Annotated in this window: 26 protein-coding genes and 1 tRNA gene; 4 read left to right on the forward strand and 23 right to left on the reverse strand. The window is 66.7% G+C overall.

Annotation, left to right across the window (positions count from 1 at the left end):
• Positions 1-25 precede the first annotated feature (25 nt).
• On the forward strand, positions 26-1,225 hold the full coding sequence (locus ACZ5M6_RS11995) for an alkaline phosphatase PhoX (RefSeq protein ID WP_464158742.1): 1,200 nt from the start codon (positions 26-28) through the stop codon (positions 1,223-1,225).
• Here the strand turns inward: ACZ5M6_RS11995 and ACZ5M6_RS12000 are convergent.
• Positions 1,194-2,294 (reverse strand): COX15/CtaA family protein, encoded by a 1,101-nt coding sequence (locus ACZ5M6_RS12000; RefSeq protein ID WP_464158743.1) that lies wholly within the window; start codon positions 2,292-2,294, stop codon positions 1,194-1,196. The two genes, ACZ5M6_RS11995 and ACZ5M6_RS12000, sit on opposite strands and share 32 nt — an antisense overlap.
• Before the next feature lie 146 nt (positions 2,295-2,440).
• Between ACZ5M6_RS12000 and ACZ5M6_RS12005 the strand changes: the two genes are divergently transcribed.
• Positions 2,441-2,695, forward strand: a complete 255-nt coding sequence (locus ACZ5M6_RS12005) for a transglycosylase (RefSeq protein ID WP_224760946.1) — start codon at positions 2,441-2,443, stop codon at positions 2,693-2,695.
• Complete coding sequence (locus ACZ5M6_RS12010; protein ID WP_054765959.1) at positions 2,695-2,889, forward strand: DUF2842 domain-containing protein; 195 nt, start codon at positions 2,695-2,697, stop codon at positions 2,887-2,889. Before ACZ5M6_RS12005 ends, ACZ5M6_RS12010 begins: the two co-directional genes overlap by 1 nt.
• A 35-nt stretch (positions 2,890-2,924) precedes the next feature.
• Here the strand turns inward: ACZ5M6_RS12010 and nhaA are convergent, their stop codons facing one another.
• The 8 genes from nhaA to ACZ5M6_RS12050 all read right to left on the reverse strand — a co-directional run bounded on the left by nhaA (position 2,925) and on the right by ACZ5M6_RS12050 (position 8,549).
• Positions 2,925-4,157, reverse strand: coding sequence for a Na+/H+ antiporter NhaA (gene nhaA, locus ACZ5M6_RS12015; protein WP_054765960.1), 1,233 nt, complete (start codon positions 4,155-4,157; stop codon positions 2,925-2,927).
• Positions 4,158-4,401: 244 nt separating this feature from the next.
• Positions 4,402-4,478 (reverse strand) — tRNA-Pro (locus tag ACZ5M6_RS12020).
• Positions 4,479-4,537: 59 nt separating this feature from the next.
• Positions 4,538-4,957: a MerR family transcriptional regulator gene (locus tag ACZ5M6_RS12025; protein WP_152950514.1), complete on the reverse strand. Its 420-nt coding sequence runs from the start codon at positions 4,955-4,957 to the stop codon at positions 4,538-4,540.
• A 5-nt stretch (positions 4,958-4,962) separates the two neighbouring features.
• Positions 4,963-5,268 carry an integration host factor subunit alpha gene (locus tag ACZ5M6_RS12030; RefSeq protein ID WP_054766969.1) on the reverse strand — a complete coding sequence of 102 codons (306 nt, stop codon included), beginning with the start codon at positions 5,266-5,268 and terminating at the stop codon, positions 4,963-4,965.
• Positions 5,269-5,345: 77 nt separating this feature from the next.
• Entirely contained in the window at positions 5,346-6,323 is a 978-nt protein-coding gene (locus ACZ5M6_RS12035) for a beta-ketoacyl-ACP synthase III (protein ID WP_152950515.1), read from the reverse strand.
• On the reverse strand, positions 6,320-7,396 hold the full coding sequence (plsX, locus tag ACZ5M6_RS12040) for a phosphate acyltransferase PlsX (protein ID WP_321208117.1): 1,077 nt from the start codon (positions 7,394-7,396) through the stop codon (positions 6,320-6,322). The genes ACZ5M6_RS12035 and plsX overlap by 4 nt, the downstream gene beginning before the upstream one ends.
• A gap of 105 nt (positions 7,397-7,501) precedes the next feature.
• Entirely contained in the window at positions 7,502-8,020 is a 519-nt protein-coding gene (locus tag ACZ5M6_RS12045) for a YceD family protein (RefSeq protein WP_464158744.1), read from the reverse strand.
• A 4-nt stretch (positions 8,021-8,024) separates the two neighbouring features.
• Positions 8,025-8,549, reverse strand: a complete 525-nt coding sequence (locus tag ACZ5M6_RS12050) for a ubiquinol-cytochrome C chaperone family protein (protein WP_287106156.1) — start codon at positions 8,547-8,549, stop codon at positions 8,025-8,027.
• 91 nt (positions 8,550-8,640) lie between these two features.
• Here ACZ5M6_RS12050 and ACZ5M6_RS12055 point away from each other — a divergent pair, with 91 nt between their 5' ends.
• Complete coding sequence (locus ACZ5M6_RS12055; RefSeq protein WP_054765966.1) at positions 8,641-9,120, forward strand: outer membrane protein assembly factor BamE; 480 nt, start codon at positions 8,641-8,643, stop codon at positions 9,118-9,120.
• A 60-nt stretch (positions 9,121-9,180) separates the two neighbouring features.
• Here the strand turns inward: ACZ5M6_RS12055 and ACZ5M6_RS12060 are convergent, their stop codons facing one another.
• The 14 genes from ACZ5M6_RS12060 to ACZ5M6_RS12125 all read right to left on the reverse strand — a co-directional run bounded on the left by ACZ5M6_RS12060 (position 9,181) and on the right by ACZ5M6_RS12125 (position 20,917).
• On the reverse strand, positions 9,181-11,328 hold the full coding sequence (locus ACZ5M6_RS12060; RefSeq protein WP_287396727.1) for a sodium-translocating pyrophosphatase: 2,148 nt from the start codon (positions 11,326-11,328) through the stop codon (positions 9,181-9,183).
• A 177-nt stretch (positions 11,329-11,505) separates the two neighbouring features.
• Positions 11,506-11,937, reverse strand: coding sequence for a hypothetical protein (locus tag ACZ5M6_RS12065; RefSeq protein ID WP_054765968.1), 432 nt, complete (start codon positions 11,935-11,937; stop codon positions 11,506-11,508).
• A 45-nt stretch (positions 11,938-11,982) separates the two neighbouring features.
• Positions 11,983-12,972 carry a thiamine-phosphate kinase gene (gene thiL / locus ACZ5M6_RS12070; protein WP_464158745.1) on the reverse strand — a complete coding sequence of 330 codons (990 nt, stop codon included), beginning with the start codon at positions 12,970-12,972 and terminating at the stop codon, positions 11,983-11,985.
• Positions 12,972-13,496, reverse strand: coding sequence for a transcription antitermination factor NusB (gene nusB / locus ACZ5M6_RS12075; RefSeq protein ID WP_152950520.1), 525 nt, complete (start codon positions 13,494-13,496; stop codon positions 12,972-12,974). Before nusB ends, thiL begins: the two co-directional genes overlap by 1 nt.
• Positions 13,493-13,954 (reverse strand): 6,7-dimethyl-8-ribityllumazine synthase, encoded by a 462-nt coding sequence (gene ribH, locus ACZ5M6_RS12080; protein WP_191558565.1) that lies wholly within the window; start codon positions 13,952-13,954, stop codon positions 13,493-13,495. The genes nusB and ribH overlap by 4 nt, the downstream gene beginning before the upstream one ends.
• Positions 13,951-15,099, reverse strand: a complete 1,149-nt coding sequence (gene ribB / locus ACZ5M6_RS12085; protein WP_464158746.1) for a 3,4-dihydroxy-2-butanone-4-phosphate synthase — start codon at positions 15,097-15,099, stop codon at positions 13,951-13,953. The genes ribH and ribB overlap by 4 nt, the downstream gene beginning before the upstream one ends.
• Positions 15,099-15,689 carry a riboflavin synthase gene (locus tag ACZ5M6_RS12090; protein ID WP_054765972.1) on the reverse strand — a complete coding sequence of 197 codons (591 nt, stop codon included), beginning with the start codon at positions 15,687-15,689 and terminating at the stop codon, positions 15,099-15,101. Before ACZ5M6_RS12090 ends, ribB begins: the two co-directional genes overlap by 1 nt.
• A 120-nt stretch (positions 15,690-15,809) precedes the next feature.
• Positions 15,810-16,430: a RibD family protein gene (locus ACZ5M6_RS12095; protein WP_054765973.1), complete on the reverse strand. Its 621-nt coding sequence runs from the start codon at positions 16,428-16,430 to the stop codon at positions 15,810-15,812.
• Positions 16,430-16,900, reverse strand: coding sequence for a transcriptional regulator NrdR (gene nrdR, locus ACZ5M6_RS12100; protein WP_054765974.1), 471 nt, complete (start codon positions 16,898-16,900; stop codon positions 16,430-16,432). Before nrdR ends, ACZ5M6_RS12095 begins: the two co-directional genes overlap by 1 nt.
• Positions 16,901-16,908: 8 nt before the next feature.
• Entirely contained in the window at positions 16,909-18,192 is a 1,284-nt protein-coding gene (glyA, locus tag ACZ5M6_RS12105) for a serine hydroxymethyltransferase (protein ID WP_464158747.1), read from the reverse strand.
• Between the two features lie 33 nt (positions 18,193-18,225).
• Complete coding sequence (locus tag ACZ5M6_RS12110) at positions 18,226-18,789, reverse strand: GNAT family N-acetyltransferase (protein WP_054765976.1); 564 nt, start codon at positions 18,787-18,789, stop codon at positions 18,226-18,228.
• Between the two features lie 32 nt (positions 18,790-18,821).
• The gene (locus ACZ5M6_RS12115) at positions 18,822-19,010 is read right to left on the reverse strand and encodes a DUF6898 family protein (RefSeq protein ID WP_054765977.1); all 189 of its coding nucleotides are present in this window, start codon (positions 19,008-19,010) and stop codon (positions 18,822-18,824) included.
• Entirely contained in the window at positions 19,007-20,233 is a 1,227-nt protein-coding gene (gene hemA / locus ACZ5M6_RS12120) for a 5-aminolevulinate synthase (protein ID WP_464158748.1), read from the reverse strand. Before hemA ends, ACZ5M6_RS12115 begins: the two co-directional genes overlap by 4 nt.
• A gap of 162 nt (positions 20,234-20,395) precedes the next feature.
• On the reverse strand, positions 20,396-20,917 hold the full coding sequence (locus tag ACZ5M6_RS12125; RefSeq protein WP_197273304.1) for a DinB family protein: 522 nt from the start codon (positions 20,915-20,917) through the stop codon (positions 20,396-20,398).
• Between the last annotated feature and the right edge of the window lie 28 nt (positions 20,918-20,945).

Below are 20,945 nucleotides of genomic sequence, written 5' to 3' on the forward strand. Positions count from 1 at the left end.
CATCGTCTCCCAGGGCGGAGAGACCATGGCCGACGGCCTGCTGGTTCCGGGACAATTCGATGGCATGGGGTGTTTCGCCCTGGACGACACCCGCGTCGCCCTGGTCCGCAATCACGAACTGAAGGGCTCCTCAGCCAGCCACCGCAACTGGGGCCCCGGCGGCTATAATCAGGAACGGATCGGTCGGCTGGACGCGAACCGCGCCTATGACACCTATAAGGACGGTCGTCCCCTGCCCGGCGGCACGACCACGGTCATTTACGACCTGGCGACCGGCCGCACCGAGCGCCAACACCTCAGCCTGGCCGGCACCAGCACCAACTGCTGCGGCGGCCAGACGCCCTGGGGTTCCTGGCTCAGCTGCGAGGAGACCAGCGAACTGCCGGCCGACTCGGACGTGACCAAGGACCACGGCTACGTCTTTGAAGTTCCCGCGCGCGCCGAGGGCCTGGTCGATCCGGTTCCGTTGAAGGCCATGGGGCGCTTCGAACATGAAGCCGTCTGCGTCGATCCCCGCACCGGCATCCTCTATCTCACCGAGGACCAAGGAGACGGCCTCTTCTATCGCTTCCTCCCCGATGCCCCGGGCGAACTGGCCAAGGGGGGTCGGCTGCAGGCCATGGTGCTGCGCGGGCACAAGGGGGCCGACACCTCGAACCACAACGACCGCATCTGGTCAGTCGGCGACTGGCGCGAGGTGGAGTGGATCGACATGCACGAGGTCGAGAGCCCCAAGGGCGATCTGCGCTGGCGCGGCCACGCCGACGGCGCCGCCCTGGTGGCCCGCGCCGAAGGCATCTGGTGGGGCGACAATGAACTGTATCTGACCGCCACCTCGGGCGGGCCGATCCAACGGGGCCAGATTCTGCGCTATGTCCCCTCCCCCGAAGAAGGCCGAGGCGGCGAATCCCGGCGCCCCGGGCGCGTGCAGTTGTTCGTCGAGAGCACGGACCTGAAAACGCTGAACATGGGCGACAACATCACCATCGCGCCCTGGGGCCATCTGATCGTCTGCGAAGACAACTATTCGACAGAGGTCAAAAACCATCTGAAGGGGGTCACGCCCGAGGGCAAGCTCTACACCCTCGGGCGCAACGTGTTTCAGGGGAACTCTGAGTTCGCCGGGGCGGTCTTCGCCCCCGACGGCCGGACCCTGTTCGTCAATATTCAGTATCCCGGCCTGACAGTGGCGATCACCGGACCATGGTCCTCGGTCCGGACATGAAGATCCGGGGCTGAGCCCGCAGCACCAGCCAGAGGTTCATCGTCGCCGCCGCCAAGACGACGGCGGCCCCGGCCTGGTGCAGGACGCCGAGCCACAGAGGAACCGCGTGGATCAGGGTGGCGATCCCCAGGACCGCTTGGCCCCAGACCACCCCGGCCAAAACGAAGGCCGCCAGCCCCATTCCCTCGGCCACCCGCCAGCGCCAGGCCTGAAAGGCGTAGATGCTGACGGCGATCAGCAGACCATAGGCGACCAGACGGTGGTTGAACTGGGTCAGGGCCTGATCGTGCAGGAAGGCGACGGCGCCCAGGCTCCAGTCCGCAGGCGGCAGGACGGAACCGTTCATCAGGGGCCAGTCGGTATAGACGAGCCCGGCGTGCCCGCCCGCCACCACGGCGCCCAGCAGGCATTGCAGGAACACCAGACCCAGCAGGAAACCCGCGCCGCGCGCCCAGCCGGCCGGAGGGCGTCCGTGGTCCTGACCGTTCCAGGCCTCCAATCCGGTCCAGATCAGGGCGGCAAACAGGATCAAGGCCAGACCCAGATGGGTCGCCAGACGTTCGGGCGCGACACTGACCCGCTCGGACAGACCGCTTGAGACCATCCACCAGCCGATCAGCCCTTGCAGACCGCCGAGGCCCAGCAGCAGGACGCAGCGCCAGATCAGTCGATCCGGCACGGCCCACTGACGAAAAATCGAGCGGGCGGGCGCGATGCGGCACAGCAGAAACACCACAAGCGGCAGGGCGAACACCAGGCCGATCACCCGCCCCAGCAGCCGATGCACCCATTCCCACCAGAAGATGCCCTGAAACTCGGCCAGGCTCATGCCGGCGTTGACCTGGGCATACTGGGGAATCTGCTTGTACTTCTCGAACGCCTCGGCCCACTGGGCGTCGTTCAACGGGGGGATGGCCCCCATGATCGGCTTCCACTCCGTGATCGACAGACCCGAGCCGGTCAGGCGCGTGACCCCGCCCACCACCACCATCAGAAAGACCAAGGCCGCCGTGGCGAACAGCCACACGGCCACGGCGCGGTTACGATCTGGATTTCCGAAACGGTTCATTCGACGCCCGACACTGACCCGGATATGGTGTCGCCTTCGACCGTGACCAAATCGCGACCGAGGCGGTATGCCCCGCCAAGGCCGCAAGATCGAGTCGGATTGAGATCATGACGTCCTCCCCGATGGGGCTGACAGGGAGAAGATGCGTGTTGCAATACGCCGACATCGGCGCCGCCCTTCTGGGCGGCCTGCTTCTGGCCTGGATCGCCGACCTGCTGACCGGACGGCGGGGCTTCGGCGGCGCCAGCCTGGTCTCGGGCGTCGGCCTGGCCTGCGGCTGGTTCCTCGCCGTGCGGGTGTTTGCGGTCAGCACCCTGGACAGCTGGGTCTGGGTCCCTTGGGCCCTGACAGGGTCGGTCGTCTGTCTGGCGACCTTCTTCCTGTTCAGGAACAAGCGCTGATGCCGCCGCGGGCGCGTCGGTTCATCGCCGCCGTCGGCGTCCTGGCCTTTCTGGTCTTCTGGGTGTGGGGCCTCATCGCCCTGCGCGGCCTTTTACCGCCCTCGCCTTGGATCGACTTCCTGTTTTTCGGGATCGGAGGCACGGCTTGGGGACTGCCGATCATCCCCCTGCTCAGATGGGCGGAGCGCGGCTGAGCCTGCTCAGCCGCGCCCTGCTGTTCGCGTTCTCTTCAGGTCGAGGAACCTGCGAGCGGCTTCACCTGCGGCTTTGCGGCCGCCGGATCGCGGCGAGGCCGGCGCCCAGCCAGAGCCAAGACCACGGCCGCGCCGATCGCCGAAATGATCGACCCCCCGATCACGCCCAGCTTGACCTCGATCTGCTCAGGGGAGTCCACCGCGCCCGGAAAGGCCAGGACGCCGATGAACAGGCTCATGGTGAAGCCGACCCCGCACAGCAGAGAGACCCCATAGACCTGAAGCCAGCTGGCGTCGGTCGGACGCGCGCCGATCCGCAGGGCCGAGGCCAGCCAGGCGGCGCCGAAGACGCCGATCTGCTTGCCGAAAAACAGACCCAGGGCGATCGCCACGACCAGGGGGGCGAAGGCCTGTTCCAGCGACAGGCCGGCGAAAGAGACGCCGGCCTTGGCGAAGGCGAACAGCGGCAGGACCAGGAAGGCGTTCCAGGGATGGAGGTCGTGCATCGCCTCCTTCAGCGGGCTTTGGCGGTCTTCCTTGCGCGCCTGGATCGGAACGATCATCGCAAAGGCCACAGCCGTGAGCGAGGTCGAAAGACCGGACAGAACCGTCAGATACCAGACCGCCGAAAAGCCAAGCACCCAGAAGGGGGTCGGCACGCGGATCCTGTGGGCGATCAGGCCGAAGGCCGCCAGCAGACCCAAGGCCCAGAACAGCGGCGTCCAGTTGGCGCCCTCGCTGAACAGCAGGGCGATCAGGGCGATCGCGCCCAGATCATCGACTATCGCAAGGGTCAAAAGGAAGACGCGGAGCGACGAGGGCAGCCCCTTGCCGACGAAGCCGAAGATCGCCAGGGCGAAGGCGATGTCCGTCGCCAGGGGGATCGGCCAGCCCGCGTGCGGCGCCCCCATCGTCATGGACAGGAACAGATAGACCGCCGCAGGCCCGGCCATCCCGCCCAAGGCCGCCAAGACCGGCGTCGCCAGCTTCCTGGGGTCGCTCAATTCGCCGCGAACGATCTCATATTTGATCTCCAACCCCACGACGAGGAAGAAGATCGCCATCAAGCCTTCCTTGATCCAGTCGGAGATCGTTTCCTCCAGACGGATCGGCCCGATCTGGAGCACGTGATAGCTCTTCAGCCAGGCGAAATAGTCGGCGCTCCAGGGCGAGTTCGCCACCAGCAGGGCGGCGACCGCCGCGAGGGCCAGGGCCGAGCCGGACGCGGCCTCGGTCTTCAAGAAATCTAGGGTAGGTTTACGCGCCACGGCGGCCTCCGATCATCGAATGAAGCTGTCGTGACGCCAGGTTATCGACGGGCGTCGGACCGGATTCACCCGAACATCACAGGCGCCGGCCTGGTCGCGGGGAGGCGACCTGATCTCTGCCGTTCATCATAATGAGCCGAGAACCGGGTTCAAGCCGAAGGCGGCCGAAAAAGACCCGCGTGGGCGCAAAAGGAAAAGGGGCCGCCCGAAGGCGGCCCCTAAACCCGTCATCGACCTGTGTCGATGGTCGGAGCGACAGGATTCGAACCTGCGACCCCTTGACCCCCAGTCAAGTGCGCTACCAGGCTGCGCCACGCTCCGAAGGCGCTCCCTATAGACGCGGGTTTCGCGCGCCGCAAACGCAAAAACAGGTTTTCCACCTAGCTTCTCAGAACAGCGTCCAGTCGGGCCTTGGCCTGTTCCAAATCCATCAGCACGACATTCAGCCGCTCAGTCACGCCGGACAGGGCCGGCGTCCTTGAAATCAGGGGCTCAGCCGGGGATTCGGCGTCGCGCGCCTCGATCAGGCCGGCCATGTCCGCGCCGACCAGCGTCTTGAGCCCCTGCTCCTTGTGCAGCCGTTGCACCCCGCGGATGGTCAGGCCGTCCTCGTGCAGCAGCCGCCGAACCGCCTTAAGCACGGCGATGTCCTGGGGCCGGTAGAATCGACGTCCACCGGCGCGCTTCACCGGCGTGACGAAGCTGAACTTGGTTTCCCAGAACCGCAGGACGTGCTGCGGAGCTCCGACCTCCTCGGCCGCCTCAGAAATGGTGCGGAAGGCGTCGGCGCTCTTGGCCAAGCGAATCAGGCCTCGACGACGGCGTCGTGAACCCGGCTCTTCATGATCTGAGAGGCGCGGAAGCTGATGACGCGACGGGGGTTGATCGCCGCCGGTTCGCCGGTCTTGGGGTTGCGGCCCATGCGGGCCCGCTTCTCACGCACCTGGAAGACGCCGAAACCCGACAGCTTGACGGTATCGCCCTTTTCAAGAGCCTCCACGATCAGCTCCAGCGTCCGTTCGACCAGGGACGAACACTCCTGGCGGGACAGACCGACCTCTTCATGCACGGCTTCGCAAAGGTCGGCGCGCGTTACGGTGTGGTTGCCCATCATAGTCCCGTCTGGAAACGATCTTCTGGGCGCATAGGGGCGCAAACTTCTCAGAAAATCAATGCCCGGCGCAGCGGTTAAAGCCTCAAGGCGCAGGCGCCCCAGGTCAGGCCGCCGCCCATGGCTTCCAACAGCACCATGTCGCCCTTCTTGATCCGCCCGTCCTGGATCGCCGCATCCAGCGCCAGGGGAATTGAGGCGGCGGAGGTGTTGGCGTGAAGAGCCACGGTCGAGATCACCTTGTTCTCGTCCAGACCCAATCGGTCGCCGACGCCCTTGATGATCCGCTGATTGGCCTGGTGCGGCACGAACCAATCGACGTCGGCCACCTCTATCCCGGCGGCCTCACAGGCCGCAGTGATGCCTTCGGCGATGTTGACCACCGCATGGCGGAACACCTGATTGCCCGCCATCCGCAGATGGCCGACGGTTCCGGTCGACGCCGGCCCGCCGTCGACATAGAGCAGGTCCGTCTTCGAGCCGTCGGCGCGCAGGGCGAAGCCCAGCATCCCCTGGTCGGCGGCCGTCCCCTGCCCCTCGCGCGGCTCCAGCACCACGGCGCCGGCGCCGTCGCCGAACAGCACACAGGTCGTCCGGTCGGTCCAGTCCATCAGCCGCGTCATTTCCTCGGCGCCGATCACCAGGGCGCATTTCGACAGGCCGCGCGCCACGAAGCCGTCGGCCACGCTCAGCGCATAGACAAAGCCGGAACAGACCGCCTGAACGTCAAAGGCCACGCCGACGCCGGCGCCCAGCTTGTGCTGAACGATGGAGGCGACGGCGGGGAAGGTCATGTCGGGCGTGGTCGTCGCCACGATGATCAGATCGACATCCGCCGCCGTCTTGCCGGCGTCTGCCAGGGCCTTCCTGGCGGCCTCGACCGCCAGATCGCTGGTCGGCTGGTCGTCGCGCGCCTTGTGGCGCTGTTTGATCCCCGTGCGCTCCTGGATCCATTCGTCGGAGGTGTCGACGATCTGGGCCAAGTCGGCGTTGGTGACGATCTGCTCCGGCAGATAGGAGCCGACGCCGGTCACGGCGCTGCGGGTGACGCTCACTGAAGGGGTTCTCCGGCGGGGGCGGCGGGCGCGCTGGAATGGTCGAACACGGCGTCCAGCTTGCCCAGATTGGCGCCGACCTTGGTCATATAGTCGCTGCGGGCCAGATCCACAGCGATACGGATGGCGTTTCCGAAGCCCTTGGCGTCGGCGCCGCCGTGGCTCTTCACCACAATCCCGTTCAGCCCCAGCAGGGGGCCGCCGTTGATGGCGCTGGGGTCGATCTTCTCGCGCATCTTCTTCAGGGCCGGCATGGCGATGGCGGCGCCCAGCTTGGCCTGCAGGTTCGAGGTCAGGGCCTCGCGCAGCAGGGCCGAGATATAGCGGGCCGTGCCTTCGGCCGTCTTCAGGGCGATATTGCCGGTGAAGCCGTCGGTGACGACCACGTCCACCGTGCCCTTGGCGATGTCGTCGCCTTCGACGAAGCCGTAATAATTCAGGTCGAACGGGCCGTCGCGCAGGATGGCGTGCGCCTCCTTGACCTGTTCATTGCCCTTCATGTCCTCGGAGCCGACGTTCAGCAGGCCGATGGTCGGGCGAACGGTGCCGCGCACCGCCGTCTGGAAAGCCTCGCCCATGATGGCGAACTCGACCAGTTGCTCGGCGTCGCTGCCGATGTTGGCGCCGACGTCCAGAACCGCCGTATGGCCCTTGAAGGTCGGCCAGCTGGCGACGATGGCCGGCCGCTCCAGGCCCGGCGCCGACATGCGCAGAATCAGTTTGGAGATGGCCATCAGGGCGCCGGTGTTGCCCGCCGAGACCACGCCGCCGGCCTCGCCGGTCTTAACCGCCTCGACGGCGTTCCATAGGCTCGAGCCCTTGCCCCGGCGCATGGCCTGGGCGGGCTTCTCGTCCATGGCCACCACCTTGTCGGTATGACGGATGTCGACCGTGTCGGCCGGCAGGCTGCAATGCGCCAACTCGGCGCGAATCCGGGTCTCGTCACCATGCAGCAGGAAGCGGACTCCCTCCCCGCCATGGGCGCGGACAAAGCTTTGGACGCCCGGAACGACGACGGATGGGCCGTGATCGCCGCCCATGGCGTCAAGCGAGATCGTAACTGGGGCTGGCAAATGGACCTCGACTAACCGCGTCGTCTTGTCGCACGACACTGGATATAGGCGCCGGACGATAGCGCCGACGCCGGGGGATGCAACCGCACGGCCCCTGCGTCAACCTCAGCCTTGGTCGTCCTGCGGCTTCAGGGCCTTCAAAGCTGCAAAGGGCGAGATTTCGGCGGGCTCCTCCGGTTGCACGAACTGCGCCCCCGGCTTGCGGGGGAAGGGGTCCAGAGACAGGGCCAACTGCTCGACCGCATACTGCCCCAGGTCGATCTTGCCGTCCTCGATCAGGTCGGCGTCCTCCTCCTCCAGGGTGACTTCGATCTCGTCGGTCTGCTGCGGCTCGGCCTCGGCCAACTGGATCGAGAAGCGGCGGTCTACCTCGACCGGCAGGGGTTCCAAGGTCAGGCCGCAGGTCTGGATCGCATGGGCCGTGACGCGCCCCTTCATCGTCCACTCGCTGCTCGACGGGGTCGGCTTGACCTCAATATCGACGGCAAAGGCGTCCAGGCCCTGCAGATCCAGGGCGCGCGCAATTCGCTGACGGGCCTCCGCGTCGGGCTCCAGGCGTCGGCTCAGTCCCGCGCCGATCTGATTGACCCGCACCGTCTCGCTGTAGGGGAGGCTTGCGCTCATGGTCTCAAACATCCGTCCAGGCCGGCTTCACCAGCACATCATTGAATTCCTGCGCCGCCAGGGCGGCTCGCGCGGCCAGGGCGTAGCGCGCCAGATCAGCCGCCTGTTCCGCCCGCGTCTCGCCATAGACATTGCGCGCCAGAGCCTCGGTCAGAGCCGCCGCATCGCCGTCACGCAGCGGCGGTTCATAGGCGTTCATGCGGCCGTACAGGGCCTCGCCCAGCTTGCGCATCTTCTTGCCCACCGAAATGTCGCCGACGCCTTCTTCCCGCAACGCATGGTCCAGCGCCGAGACATAGACGTCGAACAGAGCCTGGGCCGCGTCTCGCCCGGGCGGCGTGTTCTCATCGCGCAGCCGCAGCACCAGCAGCAGCACGTGCAGCGTATAAAGTTCGAACCGCGCGTCGATCCGGTCAGCCACGCCCAGTCGCGTGTAAAGTCCCGGCCGGCGCGCCTGCTCCACCGCCAGGGCGTACAGGGCGTCGCCGATGCGGACGCCTTCGCGGGGTTTGAACAGGTTTTTCAGCATGGCTTTAAACGGCCCCTTTTCCGCCGCGCCGTTGAACTAGGACGCAGGTCCGTCTAGGTCAAAGATCTTGTTCTCTCGCAGGCGCCCGATCATGTCTCGTTTCGTCCCGCTTTTCGTCGCCGTTTCCCTGGGCGGCCTGTCCGCCGCCTGCGCGCCGATGGTCGGCTCCAACGGCTTTCAGGTGATCGACGCCAAGCCCCAGGACGTGGTCGCCGGAACCGACACCAAGGAGACGGTGCTGGCGCGGCTGGGCTCGCCCTCGACCACCTCGACCTTCGAACCGGACAAGGTATGGTACTACATCAGCCAGACCACTGAGAAATACACCTACAATCTGCCGGTCGTTTCCAGCCGCACGGTGACCGAAATCACCTTCGAGCCGAACGGCGACAAGGTCGCCGCCGTGCGCACCCTGGGGCTGGCGGACGGCGAACAGATCGCCATGAACAGCCGTGAAACCCCGACGCGTGGCCGCGCCCTGACGGTTCTGGAGCAGCTGCTGGGCAACGTCGGCCGCGGCCAGCTGCCGCGCACCGAGGACGACACTCCCGGTCAACGCCGTCCGGACTGATCCCCGGCGCATCGCCCAAGGAAAAACGCCCCGGAGATCGCTCTCCGGGGCGTTTTCACGTCAGCCGACCGTCCCGCTGGCCAGCACCGCCAGCAGCAGCAGGGCCACGATATTGGTGATCTTGATCATCGGATTCACCGCCGGCCCCGAGGTGTCCTTATAGGGATCGCCCACCGTATCGCCGGTCACGGCCGCCTTGTGGGCCTCCGATCCCTTGCCGTGGACCACGCCGTTCTTGTCGGTGAAGCCTTCCTCGATCACCTTCTTGGCGTTGTCCCAAGCGCCGCCGCCCGAAGTCATCGACACGGCCACGAACAGGCCGGTGACGATCACCCCCATCAGCATGGCGCCCAAGGCCGCAAAGGCGTTGGCCTTGTCCGAGATGACCATGACGGCGGCGAACAGGACGATGGGCGACAGGACCGGCAGCAGCGACGGCGCGATCATCTCGCGAATCGCCGCCTTGGTCAGGATGTCGACCGCCCGTCCGTACTCGGGCTTGACCTGATAGGTCATGATGCCGGGGTTCTCGCGGAACTGGCGCCGCACCTCGGCCACGACAGACTCGGCGGCGCGCCCGACCGCCATCATCGACATGCCGCCGAACAGGAAGGGCAACAGCCCCCCGAACAGCAGGCCCACGACCACATAGGGGTTGGTCAGGTCGAAAGCGACCGTCCCCATGTCGGCGAAGAAGGGATAGTCGGACGGATTGGCCGAGAAATATTGCAGGTCCGACGTATAGGCCGCGAACAGCACCAGCGCCCCCAGGCCCGCCGAGCCGATGGCGTAGCCCTTGGTCACGGCCTTGGTCGTGTTGCCCACGGCATCCAGCGCATCGGTCGAATGCCGCACCTCGCTGGGCAGGCCCGCCATTTCGGCGATCCCCCCGGCGTTGTCCGTCACCGGCCCAAAGGCGTCCAGGGCCACGATCATCCCCGCCACGCCCAGCATGGTGGTGGTGGCGATGGCGATGCCGAACAGGCCCGCCAACTGGAAGCTGGCCACAATGCCGACGATGATGGTCAGGGCCGGCAGCGCCGTGGCCTCCAGCGACACCGCCAGCCCTTGGATGACGTTGGTCCCATGACCCGACACCGAGGCGTTGGCCACCGACCGCACCGGCCGGAAGCCCGAGCCGGTGTAGTATTCCGTGACCACCACGATCGCTGCGGTCACCGCCAGCCCGACCATTCCGGACCAGAACAGGGCCATGGGCTGGATGACCAGACCGCCAGTCGTCGTCACCGGCCCGCTCACCATCTGGTCAATGACCCACCAGACCGCGCCGATGGACAGGACGCCGGTCACGATCAGCCCCTGATACAGGGCGCCCATGATGTTCTGGCTCTTGCCCAGCCGCACGAAGAAGCTGCCGATGATCGAGGTCACGATACAGACCGCGCAGATCGCCAGCGGCAGCACCATCAGCATGTCCACATAGGGCTGGCCGCGGAAGAAGATGGCCGCCAGCACCATGGTCGCCACGGTCGTCACCGCATAGGTTTCGAACAGGTCCGCCGCCATGCCGGCGCAGTCGCCGACATTGTCGCCGACGTTGTCGGCGATGGTGGCGGCGTTGCGGGGATCGTCCTCAGGGATGCCGGCCTCGACCTTGCCCACCATGTCGCCGCCCACGTCGGCGCCCTTGGTGAAGATGCCGCCGCCCAGTCGTGCGAAGATCGAGATCAGCGAGGCGCCGAAGCCCAGGGCCACCAGGCCGTCGATCACCTCGCGGCCGACCGGGTTCAAACCGAGGTGGTGGGTCAGGACGATATAATAGCCCGACACCCCGATCAGGGCGCCGCCCGCCACGAACATGCCGGTGATCGCGCCCGACCGGAAGGCCAGGTTCAGCCCCTTGGACAGGCTTTCGGAGGCCGCCTGGGCCGTGCGAACATTGGCCCGCACCGAGATCAGCATCCCGGCGTAACCGGCCGCGCCCGACAGGACCGCCCCGATCAGAAAGCCCACGGCCGCATAGGGGCCGATCAGCAGATAGGCGGCGATCAGGATCACAATCCCCACCAGGCCGATGGTCAGATATTGCCGCTTCAGATAGGCCGAGGCGCCTTCCTGAATGGCGGCGGCGATCTCTCGCATCTTGTCGTTGCCAGTGCTCGCCTTCATCAGGGCGGCGGTCTGAACGGCGCCGTAAAGCACCGCCAGAACACCGGCCGCGAAGACCAGCGTAAGATAGGTCGTCATTGGCGTTTCCATGCCCTTGCAAACAGGCGCGCAGGCCTGGCGCGGCGGGCGGGCCTTAGGGCCTCTGTCCGCCTTCCGGTCCCCCCGCACGCGGCGAGCGCGTCATTGCGCCCCTTGGGATTTTGCAGAGGGAGCGTGTCACGGGCGTCAAGTTGACGCAACCGTGATCGTTGACCGCTAGTGAGCGGTCGGCATGCCGGAGCGACGGCGTGGGCTCTGGGCGATGATCTCGACGCCGGTCACCGAGCCCCGTCCGGAGATGGTGTTGGCGGCAGCGACCAGGGCGGCCGACATGCGACGCTCGTCCAGGCGCGTCCAGTCGCCGGGAACGGTGAAGGGGGTCCGGTGCGCGGCCTTCACCAGGGCGTCGCGGAAGAAGGCCTCCTTCAGCCGCATCTGATCGGCGGTCTTGCCCGCGCCGAGCATCAGGCGGAGCGAGACGAAGACATAGTTCCGCAGCCGACCGTCAGCGATGACGGGCAGGCCCACCCCCGCTATGCCGAAGGTCGGGGGCCCTTCGGCCGCCTTCTCGGAGGAGGCGGCGGCGGAACCGGCGGCGGTCCCGGCGAGGGCGACGGTTCCGGCGGCGATGAAGCTTCTGCGATCCATGCGACCAGCCTAACGGCGGTGGGTTAGGATTCCCTTGCGAAAGTCCTAGCCATGGGTCCAGCCGGCGCGCCCCGGCGTCAGGGGCCGGCCGCCGTAGGAGACCGTGACCCCGGCGCCGACCCGCACCTCGCCCAGCAGGGTCAGGCGAACCCGCCGCCGGTCGGCCTCTCGGCGCAGCGTCTCCACCAGCCGGGCGGGGGCGGTGAAGACGATCTGGTAGTCGTCGCCCCCGGTCGCCAGATCCTCCAGCGCCGCCTGAGGATCGACGCGGGCCTCGAACCAGGCCCTGGCGGCCGCCGACAGGGGCAGGCTGTCCAGCTTCAGGTCGATCGCGACGCCGCTGGCGCCGGCGATATGCTTCAGATCGGCGATCAGCCCGTCGGAGACGTCGGCCGCCGCAGTGGCGTGGGCGGCGATCACCTCGGCGAAATCCTGCTGAGGCGTCGGCTGGCGATAATGGTCGATCAGAAAGGCCAGCCGCTCGGGATCGAGCGTCAACTGGCCCCGCGCCGCCTGAAGCCCCAGGAGGCCGTCGCCGATCGTGCCGGTCACGAAGACCATATCCCCCGCCTCGGCTCCGGCGCGCGACACCGCCCCCCCGGCCGGCACCCAGCCCAGGGCGGTCAGGGAGAAGGCGGCCGGGCCCGGCGTCTTCACCGTGTCCCCGCCCATCAGAAAGACGCCGAAGCGCGCCTGATCCTGAGCCAGGCCTGAGGCGAAGGCTTCGCGTTCCGGCCAGCCGCAACGTTCGGACCAGGCGCAGGCCAGCAGATAGCCGAAGGCTTCAGCCCCCTTGGCCGCCAGGTCCGACAGGTTCACACGCAGCAGCTTTCTGGCCACCGTATCCAGGGGGTCGTCGGGCAGGAAATGGACGCCTTCGACGATGGCGTCCTTGGTCAGGACCAGATCATAGCCGGGCCGGGACGGCAGGACCGCCACATCATCGACCAGCCCCCTGCCCCACTCCGGATGGGCCAGGGGCCGCAGCAGCGTCTCGATCGTCTCGAACTCGCCCGCGACGTCGAGCGCGGGCATCAGCGACGGACGTCTCTGGCGACGCCGTCCAGAGCAGCGTTGACGAACCGGGCCTCGGCGTCGTCGAAGAAGGCCTTGGCCAGTTCGACATATTCGTCGATCACCACTTCGCGCGGCGTCTCCGGATGTTTGATCAGCTCCCAGGCGCCCGAACGCAGCAGGGCGCGCAGGGTGGCGTCGATCCGCTCCAACCGCCAGTTGGACGCCAGCCGGGCCTTGATCGCCGCGTCGATCTCGCGCTGGCTTTCGATCACGCCGCGCACGATGTCGGCGAAATAGGCTTCATCCGCCTCGGCCAGGGCCTCGCCCTCGATGTCGGCGTCGAAGCGGAAGTTGGAGAATTCGGTGATCACCGTCTCCACCCCCTCGCCCGCCAGCTCCATCTGGTACAGGGCCTGGACGGCGGCGAGGCGCGACACGGTGCGCGCCCGGCGCTGTTTGGAGCTCAGATGGGGCTCGGCCCGCTGTTTCTCGGCCTCGGCCAGTTGTTCGAGGACGGCCTTGACGCTGTTCGGTTCAGTCATGCGCCGAGGCCTAGCCGCAACCGCTTCTTCAATGCAATGAGGTCCAGACAGGCTTTGGCCGCTCCGCCGCCCTTATCCCCTTCGGAAAGCCGCGCCCGGGCCCAGGCCTGATGCTCGTCCTCGGTCGTCAGAATGCCGTTGCCGACGATCAGCCCCTTGACGCCCAGCGCCATCAGCCCGGCCGCCGACTGGTCCGAGACGATCTCGAAATGATAGGTCTCGCCGCGGATCACGCAGCCCAGGGCCACATAGCCGTCATAACGCGGCGCGGTCGGGAAGCGACCGGCCTCCTCGGCCATGGCGATGACCGCCGGGATCTCCAGGGCGCCCGGCACGGTGACGACGTCGAACGCGGCGCCGTACGCCTTCAGCGTCTCCTTGGCGCCCTCCAGCAGAGCGTCGGCCAGTTCGTCGTAGAAGCGCGCCTCGACGATCAGAATACGGGGTGCGTCGGTCACGCCTTGTCTTCTCCATCCATGTCGCGCCAGCCAACGATGCGCAGGCCATAGCCTTCAAGCGCCGTCGGTTCAGGTCGCGTCGAACTCATCACGATCATATCCTTGACGCCCAGGTCCAGCAGGATCTGCGCGCCCACGCCATAGGCCCGCAGCGACCGATCGACCGCCGCCGGCTTGTCGACCCCCGCCAGCCGCTCGGCCAACGCGTTCAGCGCCGGATCGCGCAGGAAGACGACCACGCCCGCGCTGTCATGCTCGGTAATCTGGCGCAGAGCCTTCGGCACATAGTCCTGGCGCGTCTCGACATGGCCCAGGAGGTCGCAGGCGAAGTCCACCTGGTGCATCCGCACCAGGGTCGGTTTGGACGGGTCGATCCGACCATGGACCAGGGCGACGTGTTCCGCCCCCTCGATCGTGTTCTTGTACAGCATCAGCCGGAACGGCCCGCCGTGGACGCTCTCGAACGGCGTATCCATGATCCGTTCGACGAACCGCTCGGTGCGGCGGCGATAGGCGATCAGGTCCGCGATGGTGCCGATCTTCAGCCCGTGCAGCTGGGCGAAGGCGACCAGATCCGGCATCCGCGCCATCTCGCCGTCGTCCTTGATGATCTCGCAGATCACCGCCGCCGGGGTCAGGCCGGCCATGCGGCTGATGTCCACCGAGGCCTCGGTATGGCCGGCGCGGACCAGCACCCCGCCGTCACGCGCTACCAGGGGAAAGATGTGGCCGGGCGAGACGATGTCGTCCATGCCCTTCGAAGCGTCGGTCGCCACCTGGATGGTGCGCGACCGGTCGGCGGCGGAAATCCCCGTCGTCACGCCTTCCTTGGCCTCGATCGAGACGGTGAAGGCGGTCTTCATGCTCTCGCGGTTCTCGGCCGCCATCGGCGGCAACCGCAGCTGCTGCGCCCGCTCGGCCGTAAGGGCCAGGCAGACCAGACCGCGGGCCTGACGGATCATGAAGTTGATCTGATCCGGGGTGGCGAACTGGGCGGGGATGATGATGTCCCCCTCGTTCTCGCGATCCTCGGCGTCCACCAGGATGTAGGGACGGCCGTTGCGGGCGTCCTCCAATATGTCCTCGATGGGACTGATCGGGCTGTCGTTCATGTTCGCGGCCAGCATCTGGCGTTCCTTCGGCATCAGGCCGTCTCCTGCCACCGCGCCAGGTAGCGCGCCAGCATGTCGATCTCGAGATTGACCGGATCGCCGACCTTCAGGCGGCCCAGGGTCGTCACTTCCCACGTATGCGGAATGATATTCAACGAAAAGACCCGGTCTTGCACGGCGTTGACCGTGAGCGACACCCCGTCCACCGTGATCGAACCCTTGGCGGCGATGTAGCGGTGCAGCGGCGCCGGGGCCTCGACCTCGATCCGGTGCGAGCCCCCTTCGGGCGTGATGGAGACGACCCGGCCCAGGCCGTCGACATGACCCGACACCACATGGCCGCCCATCTCGTCGCCCAGGCGGGCGGCCCGTTCCAGATTGACGCCGTCGCCGGCCTTCCAGCCGCCCAGCGTCGTCTTGGACAGGGTCTCGTTCGACACCTCGACGGCGAACCAGTCGGGGCCCTTCTCCGTCACGGTCAGGCAGCAGCCCGCATGGCTGATTGAGGCGCCCAGGTCGATGGAGGCCACGTCCCAGGCGGTCTCAATCTCATAGCGGCGGTCGCGCGCGGTCTCGCGAACGTCGCGGACGCGGCCGATGTCGGTGACGATGCCTGTGAACATGAGACGACCGGTCCCCCTTCGGACCCGAAAAATACAATCTAATGTGTCCAGATCGTCTGAAACAGTCCGATCCGGACACCGAAAAACAGTGTCCAAAGTGTCCGATCTGTCCGATCGCCGTCAGATGCGGACGTAGCTTTCCCACAGGTCGTTCCCGACGGGCCGGACATCCAGGCGTCGGAAGTTGGGGGCCTCGGCCAGCTTTGCAAGGGCCAGGGAGGCTACGCACGGCCGCCCCTCCCCGCCCAACAGGATCGGCGCCCGGAACCATTCCAGACGATCCACCGCCCCCGCGCGCAGAAAGGCGGCAGCCACCTGGCCTCCGCCCTCGATCAGGACCGAGGCGACGCCGACCGCCTTCAGCGCCTTGAGGACGGCCGGCACGGCGGGGCGTCCGTCCTGTGCCTCGACCTGCCGCACCTCGGCGCCTCCGACCGGACGGGGGGCGACGGCGGTCAGGATCAAACTGTTCGGCCCCGCCAGTTTGGCCGTCGCCGGGGTTCTGAGCCGGCTGTCCAGCACCACCCGAAGCGGCTGGTCCACGCTGCGGCCCGGCAAACGGGCGGTCAGTTCGGGGTCGTCGTGGAGCACGGTCTCGACCCCCACCAGAAGGGCGTCATGGGCGGCCCGCAGCCTGTGCCCTTCCAGCCGGGCCGCCTCGCCGGTGATCCACTGGCTCTCGCCCGAGGCCGTGGCGATGCGGCCGTCCAGCGAGGTGGCCAGCTTCAGGGTGACGCGCATCAGCTCTTGCCGGACGGCTCGTCAAAGCCTTCATCGCCCAAAAATTTGGCGAAGTCGCCCGTGTGCCGAAAGTCCTTATAGACCGAGGCGTAGCGGACATAGGCCACCTCATCCACGCCCTTCAGCGCCTTCATGATGAAGTCCCCGACGACGCTGGAGGCGATTTCGGTCTCGCCGAGGCTTTCAAGCTGACGGACAATCCGATTGACCATCTGTTCGACCTGTTCGGCCTGGACCGGGCGTTTGCGCAGGGCCACGCCCAGCGACCGCTCCAGCTTGTCCCGGTCGAACGGGGTCCGCCGACCGTTGCGTTTCAGGATCACCAGTTCGCGCAGCTGGACCCGTTCGAAGGTGGTGAAGCGCCCGTTGCAGTTCGGACAGGACCGCCGCCGTCGGATGGCCGAGCCGTCGTCCGACGGCCGGCTGTCCTTAACCTGGGTGTCCTGATGACCGCAGAAGGGGCACTTCATCGGTCATCTCATCCGTAGATGGGGAAGCGGTTCGTCAGTTCGCGCACCTGGGCCGCCACGCCCGCGACCACGGCCGGATCAGCCTCGTCCCCGCCGTTCATCGAGGAGACGACGTCGGCGATCCAGTGACCGATCTCCTTGAACTCCTCCTCGCCGAAGCCCCGCGTGGTGCCCGCCGGCGTGCCCAGGCGAACGCCCGAGGTGACGGTGAAGGGCGCCGTGTCGAACGGCACGCCGTTCTTGTTGCAGGTCATCAGCGCCTTTTCGAGCTCGTGCTCGGTCGCCTTGCCGGTCACGCCCTTGGGCCGCAGATCGACCAGCATCAGATGGCTGTCGGTGCCGCCCGAGACGATGGCCAGGCCGCGCTCGACCAGGACGCCGGCCAGGGCCTGGGCGTTCTTGACCACCTGCTGGGCGTACAGCTTGAACTCGGGCTGCAGCGCCTCGCCGAAGGCCACGGCCTTGGCCGCGATCACATGCTCCAGCGGCCCGCCCTGGAGGCCCGGGAAGACGGCCGAGTTGATCTTCTTGCCCAGTTCGACATCGTTGGACAGGATCATGCCGCCGCGCGGCCCGCGCAGGGTCTTGTGCGTCGTCGTGGTCACGACATGGGCGTGCGGGATCGGATCGGGATAGGCGCCCCCGGCCACCAGGCCGGCGTAGTGGGCCATGTCCACCATCAGATAGGCGCCGACGCTGTCGGCGATCTCGCGGAACCGCTTGAAGTCGATGTGGCGGCTGTAGGCGGAGGCGCCGGCCAGGATCAGCTTGGGCTTCTCGCGCTCGGCCATTTCGGCCACATGGTCATAGTCGATCAGATGGGTGTCTTCGGTGACCTTGTAGGTCACCGGGCGGAACCACTTGCCCGACTGGTTCGCCGGCGACCCGTGGGTCAGGTGCCCGCCGCAGGCCAGGTCCATGCCCAAAAAGGTGTCGCCGGGCTGCAAGAGCGTAAAGAAGACCGCCTGGTTGGCCTGGGCGCCCGAGTGGGGTTGGACGTTGGCGAAGGCCGCGCCGAACAGCTTTTTCGCCCGTTCGCGCGCCAGATCCTCGGTCACGTCCACATATTCGCAGCCGCCGTAGTAGCGGCGCCCCGGATACCCCTCGGCGTATTTGTTCGTCAGAACCGAGCCTTGGGCGTCCAGCACCGCCTGGGAGACGATGTTCTCGGACGCGATCAGCTCGATCTGCTCCTTCTGCCGGCCCAACTCCCCTTGAATGCCCTTGAAGACGTCCGGATCGGCGTCGGCCAGGGTCTTGGTGAAATAGGCGTCATGGGTGAAGGCGGTCACGTCGGAATCCCCGCATCTGAGAAGGCCGCCTATCTAGTCCCCAGCGGAGCGAACCACAATATCTTGTGTCCCAGCCGCCCATTCACGCCGCAGCAGGCCGTAGACCAGCATGTCGCACAGGCCCTTGTGCGTGGTTTCATGCTCCCGCAACCGTCCTTCCAAGGAAAAGCCCAGGCGCTCGGCCAAGCCGGCGGACGGCCGGTTGTCCGCATCGATCTCCGCATAGATCCGACGGCACGACGGATCGGTGAAGAGATGGGACACCAGGGCCGTCATGCACTCCCGCGCCACGCCCTGCCCCTGGCGGTCGACGACGGTGACATAGCCGACCTCCAGAACGCCCTCGTCGCGTCCTGGAAAGGCGACGTAGCGCCCAGCGACCGCGCCGGTTTCGCGGTCCACCGCCGTCCAGCTTCGGCCCGGCCAGGTCGGATCGACCAGCCAATCGGCCAGATCGGCCTCGCTACGGAAGGCGGGTCGCGACATATACAGACACTGGTCGTCGCGCGAGAGGGTTGGAAACAGCGCCGCCGCGTCCTCGCGGACCAACGGCCGCATCAGGAAGCGGGGCGTATGAAGGGTGGGCGTCGGGCGCATGCCGCCGCTATAGGGTCAAGAGAGCGGCTGCGCTATCGCCCAGCCTCCAAAGCTCGCCTCAGCTTGGCGATCGCCACCCGCTCGACGGCCTTGGGTTCGTTCGCCGGCCCCATGGCGCTGACCTCGCGGCCGGTCGCGACGTGGATGGCCGAGCATTTGACATAGGGACCGTTGCGGACGAACTCGACGATGATCTCGCCGAGGTCGTCGCCGGTCGTCATGCGGCGACGGGCCGGCGCGCCACGTTGCAGTGGGAGAAGAGCTTGTCCATCGCCTGGACCAGATGATCCATCATCGCGTCCGTATGGTTGGGCGAGGGCGTGAAGCGCAGCCGCTCGGTGCCCTTGGGCACGGTCGGATAGTTGATCGGCTGCACATAGACGCCGAAGTCTTCCAGCAGCATGTCCGAGATCATCTTGCAGTGGACCGGGTCGCCGACATGGACCGGGACGATGTGGCTCTCGGACTCCATGACCGGAATGCCGACGGCGGCGAAACGGGCCTTCAGGGTCACGGCGCGTTCCTGATGGCGTTCGCGCAGTTCGGGATGGGCCTTCAGATGGCGCACCGAGGCCAGGGCCCCCGCCGTCAGGGCCGGCGGCAGGCTGGTGGTGAAGATGAAGCCCGAGGCCCAGCTGCGCACGGCGTCCACGATCACGGCGTCGGCGGCGATATAGCCGCCCATGACGCCCACGGCCTTGCCCAGGGTGCATTCGATGATGTCGATCTGGTCCAGGACCCCGTCCCGCTCTGCGACGCCGGCGCCGGTCGCGCCGTACAGGCCCACGGCGTGGACCTCGTCCAGATAGGTCATGGCGCCGTATTTCCGGGCCAGGGCGATGGTGCCGGCCAGGTCGGCGATGTCGCCGTCCATCGAATAGACGCTTTCGAAGGCGATCAGCTTGGGCGCCTCGGCCGGGGCTGAGGCCAGGAGCTGCTCCAGATGCTCCAGATCGTTGTGGCGGAACACATGCCGCTCGCCCCCGCCGTGACGGATGCCGGCGATCATCGAGGCGTGGTTCAGGGCGTCGGAGAAGATGATCAGGCCCGGCAGGATCTTCTGCAGGGTCGACAGGGTCGCCTCATTGCCGACGTAGCCGGAGGTGAACAGCAGGGCCGCCTCCTTCTGATGCCAGTGGGCCAGTTCGGTCTCCAGATCCACAGCCGAGCGAGTGGTGCCCGAGATGTTGCGCGTGCCGCCGGCGCCCGCGCCGGTCGCCGCGATCTCGTCCTGCATGGCCTTCAGCACGTCCGGATGCTGGCCCATGCCCAGATAGTCGTTGGAGCACCAGATCACGACGTCCTGTTCGGACCCGTCTTCCCGACGGCGCACCGCCTGGGGAAAGGCGCCGCTCACCCGCTTCAGATCGGCGAAGACACGATACCGGCCTTCGCTGCGCACCTGCTCCACCGAGCTTTCAAAGGCGGCCTTATAGTCGAACACGATAGTCGTTCTTTCGCTTATGGCGTGTCTGACGGTTTATTTGCGCCCGACGGCCTGGCTTGTCCATGTCTTCCGTATGGACAAATCGCCCAAGCCCTTAATTGATAACGCTTCTCAGAACGAAGGCGTCAGCTCGTCTCCAGCTCGGTATACTGCCCAGGATCAGCCTGCGCCGGACCCGTCTTGACTGAATCCCTTGTCTCGCCGCGCGGGCTCGTTCTGGTGAAGATACACCGCAAGCGTGTCCCAGGGCGGCGTGACGGATGCTTGAGTGAGAAGGCGGCCGATCTCGCCTCTGTGATAGCCGGCGTGCAGCGAGACATGAACCAGCATCTCCTCACGCGTCATCGAGCCGCGGTCGCCGTCAGTGAAGGTGAAGGCGACGGGCTCGATCCGAGCTTCGGCAGACAGAGCATCCACATAGTCGATGTACCACTGGTCGGTCGCTGCAACGGCCTCCCTCAACTGGCCGAGCGGCAACGCCGTTTCGAAATTTGTAGAGGTGAAGCCGTGCGTCTCTCCTTGCAGATGTCCTGCGAAAATCCGGCTCACAACGTGAAGGTGGCCGATGAGTCGCCGCGCGATCAGCAACTCCGCCTCCCATTGCACAGCATCAAGAGCGTCCAGTTTGTCAAACAGCTCCTGATTGGCCCAGGCAGAATAGCGAACCAACATCTGCAGCATATTTCCCATTGTCAGGCCTTACTTTGCT

The organism is Brevundimonas sp. Br13 (assembly GCF_055391505.1).

Excerpts from the sequence above, each read along its gene's own strand:
- ACZ5M6_RS12095 (WP_054765973.1), bottom strand. The coding sequence starts at position 16,430 with ATGCGCGTCACCCTGAAGCTGGCCACCTCGCTGGACGGCCGCATCGCC.
- ACZ5M6_RS11995 (WP_464158742.1), top strand. The coding sequence starts at position 26 with ATGGCCGACGGCCTGCTGGTTCCGGGACAATTCGATGGCATGGGGTGT.
- ACZ5M6_RS12060 (WP_287396727.1), bottom strand. The coding sequence starts at position 11,328 with ATGACGACCTATCTTACGCTGGTCTTCGCGGCCGGTGTTCTGGCGGTG.
- nrdR (WP_054765974.1), bottom strand. The coding sequence starts at position 16,900 with ATGAAGTGCCCCTTCTGCGGTCATCAGGACACCCAGGTTAAGGACAGC.
- ribB (WP_464158746.1), bottom strand. The coding sequence starts at position 15,099 with ATGCCGAAGGAACGCCAGATGCTGGCCGCGAACATGAACGACAGCCCG.
- ACZ5M6_RS12045 (WP_464158744.1), bottom strand. The coding sequence starts at position 8,020 with ATGAGCGCAAGCCTCCCCTACAGCGAGACGGTGCGGGTCAATCAGATC.
- ACZ5M6_RS12010 (WP_054765959.1), top strand. The coding sequence starts at position 2,695 with ATGCCGCCGCGGGCGCGTCGGTTCATCGCCGCCGTCGGCGTCCTGGCC.
- ACZ5M6_RS12055 (WP_054765966.1), top strand. The coding sequence starts at position 8,641 with ATGTCTCGTTTCGTCCCGCTTTTCGTCGCCGTTTCCCTGGGCGGCCTG.
- ACZ5M6_RS12115 (WP_054765977.1), bottom strand. The coding sequence starts at position 19,010 with ATGACGACCGGCGACGACCTCGGCGAGATCATCGTCGAGTTCGTCCGC.
- ACZ5M6_RS12000 (WP_464158743.1), bottom strand. The coding sequence starts at position 2,294 with ATGAACCGTTTCGGAAATCCAGATCGTAACCGCGCCGTGGCCGTGTGG.
- thiL (WP_464158745.1), bottom strand. The coding sequence starts at position 12,972 with ATGCCCGCGCTCGACGTCGCGGGCGAGTTCGAGACGATCGAGACGCTG.
- ACZ5M6_RS12125 (WP_197273304.1), bottom strand. The coding sequence starts at position 20,917 with ATGCTGCAGATGTTGGTTCGCTATTCTGCCTGGGCCAATCAGGAGCTG.
- ACZ5M6_RS12030 (WP_054766969.1), bottom strand. The coding sequence starts at position 5,268 with ATGGGCAACCACACCGTAACGCGCGCCGACCTTTGCGAAGCCGTGCAT.
- ACZ5M6_RS12090 (WP_054765972.1), bottom strand. The coding sequence starts at position 15,689 with ATGTTCACAGGCATCGTCACCGACATCGGCCGCGTCCGCGACGTTCGC.
- ACZ5M6_RS12110 (WP_054765976.1), bottom strand. The coding sequence starts at position 18,789 with ATGCGCCCGACGCCCACCCTTCATACGCCCCGCTTCCTGATGCGGCCG.
- ACZ5M6_RS12050 (WP_287106156.1), bottom strand. The coding sequence starts at position 8,549 with ATGCTGAAAAACCTGTTCAAACCCCGCGAAGGCGTCCGCATCGGCGAC.
- nusB (WP_152950520.1), bottom strand. The coding sequence starts at position 13,496 with ATGACTGAACCGAACAGCGTCAAGGCCGTCCTCGAACAACTGGCCGAG.
- ACZ5M6_RS12065 (WP_054765968.1), bottom strand. The coding sequence starts at position 11,937 with ATGGATCGCAGAAGCTTCATCGCCGCCGGAACCGTCGCCCTCGCCGGG.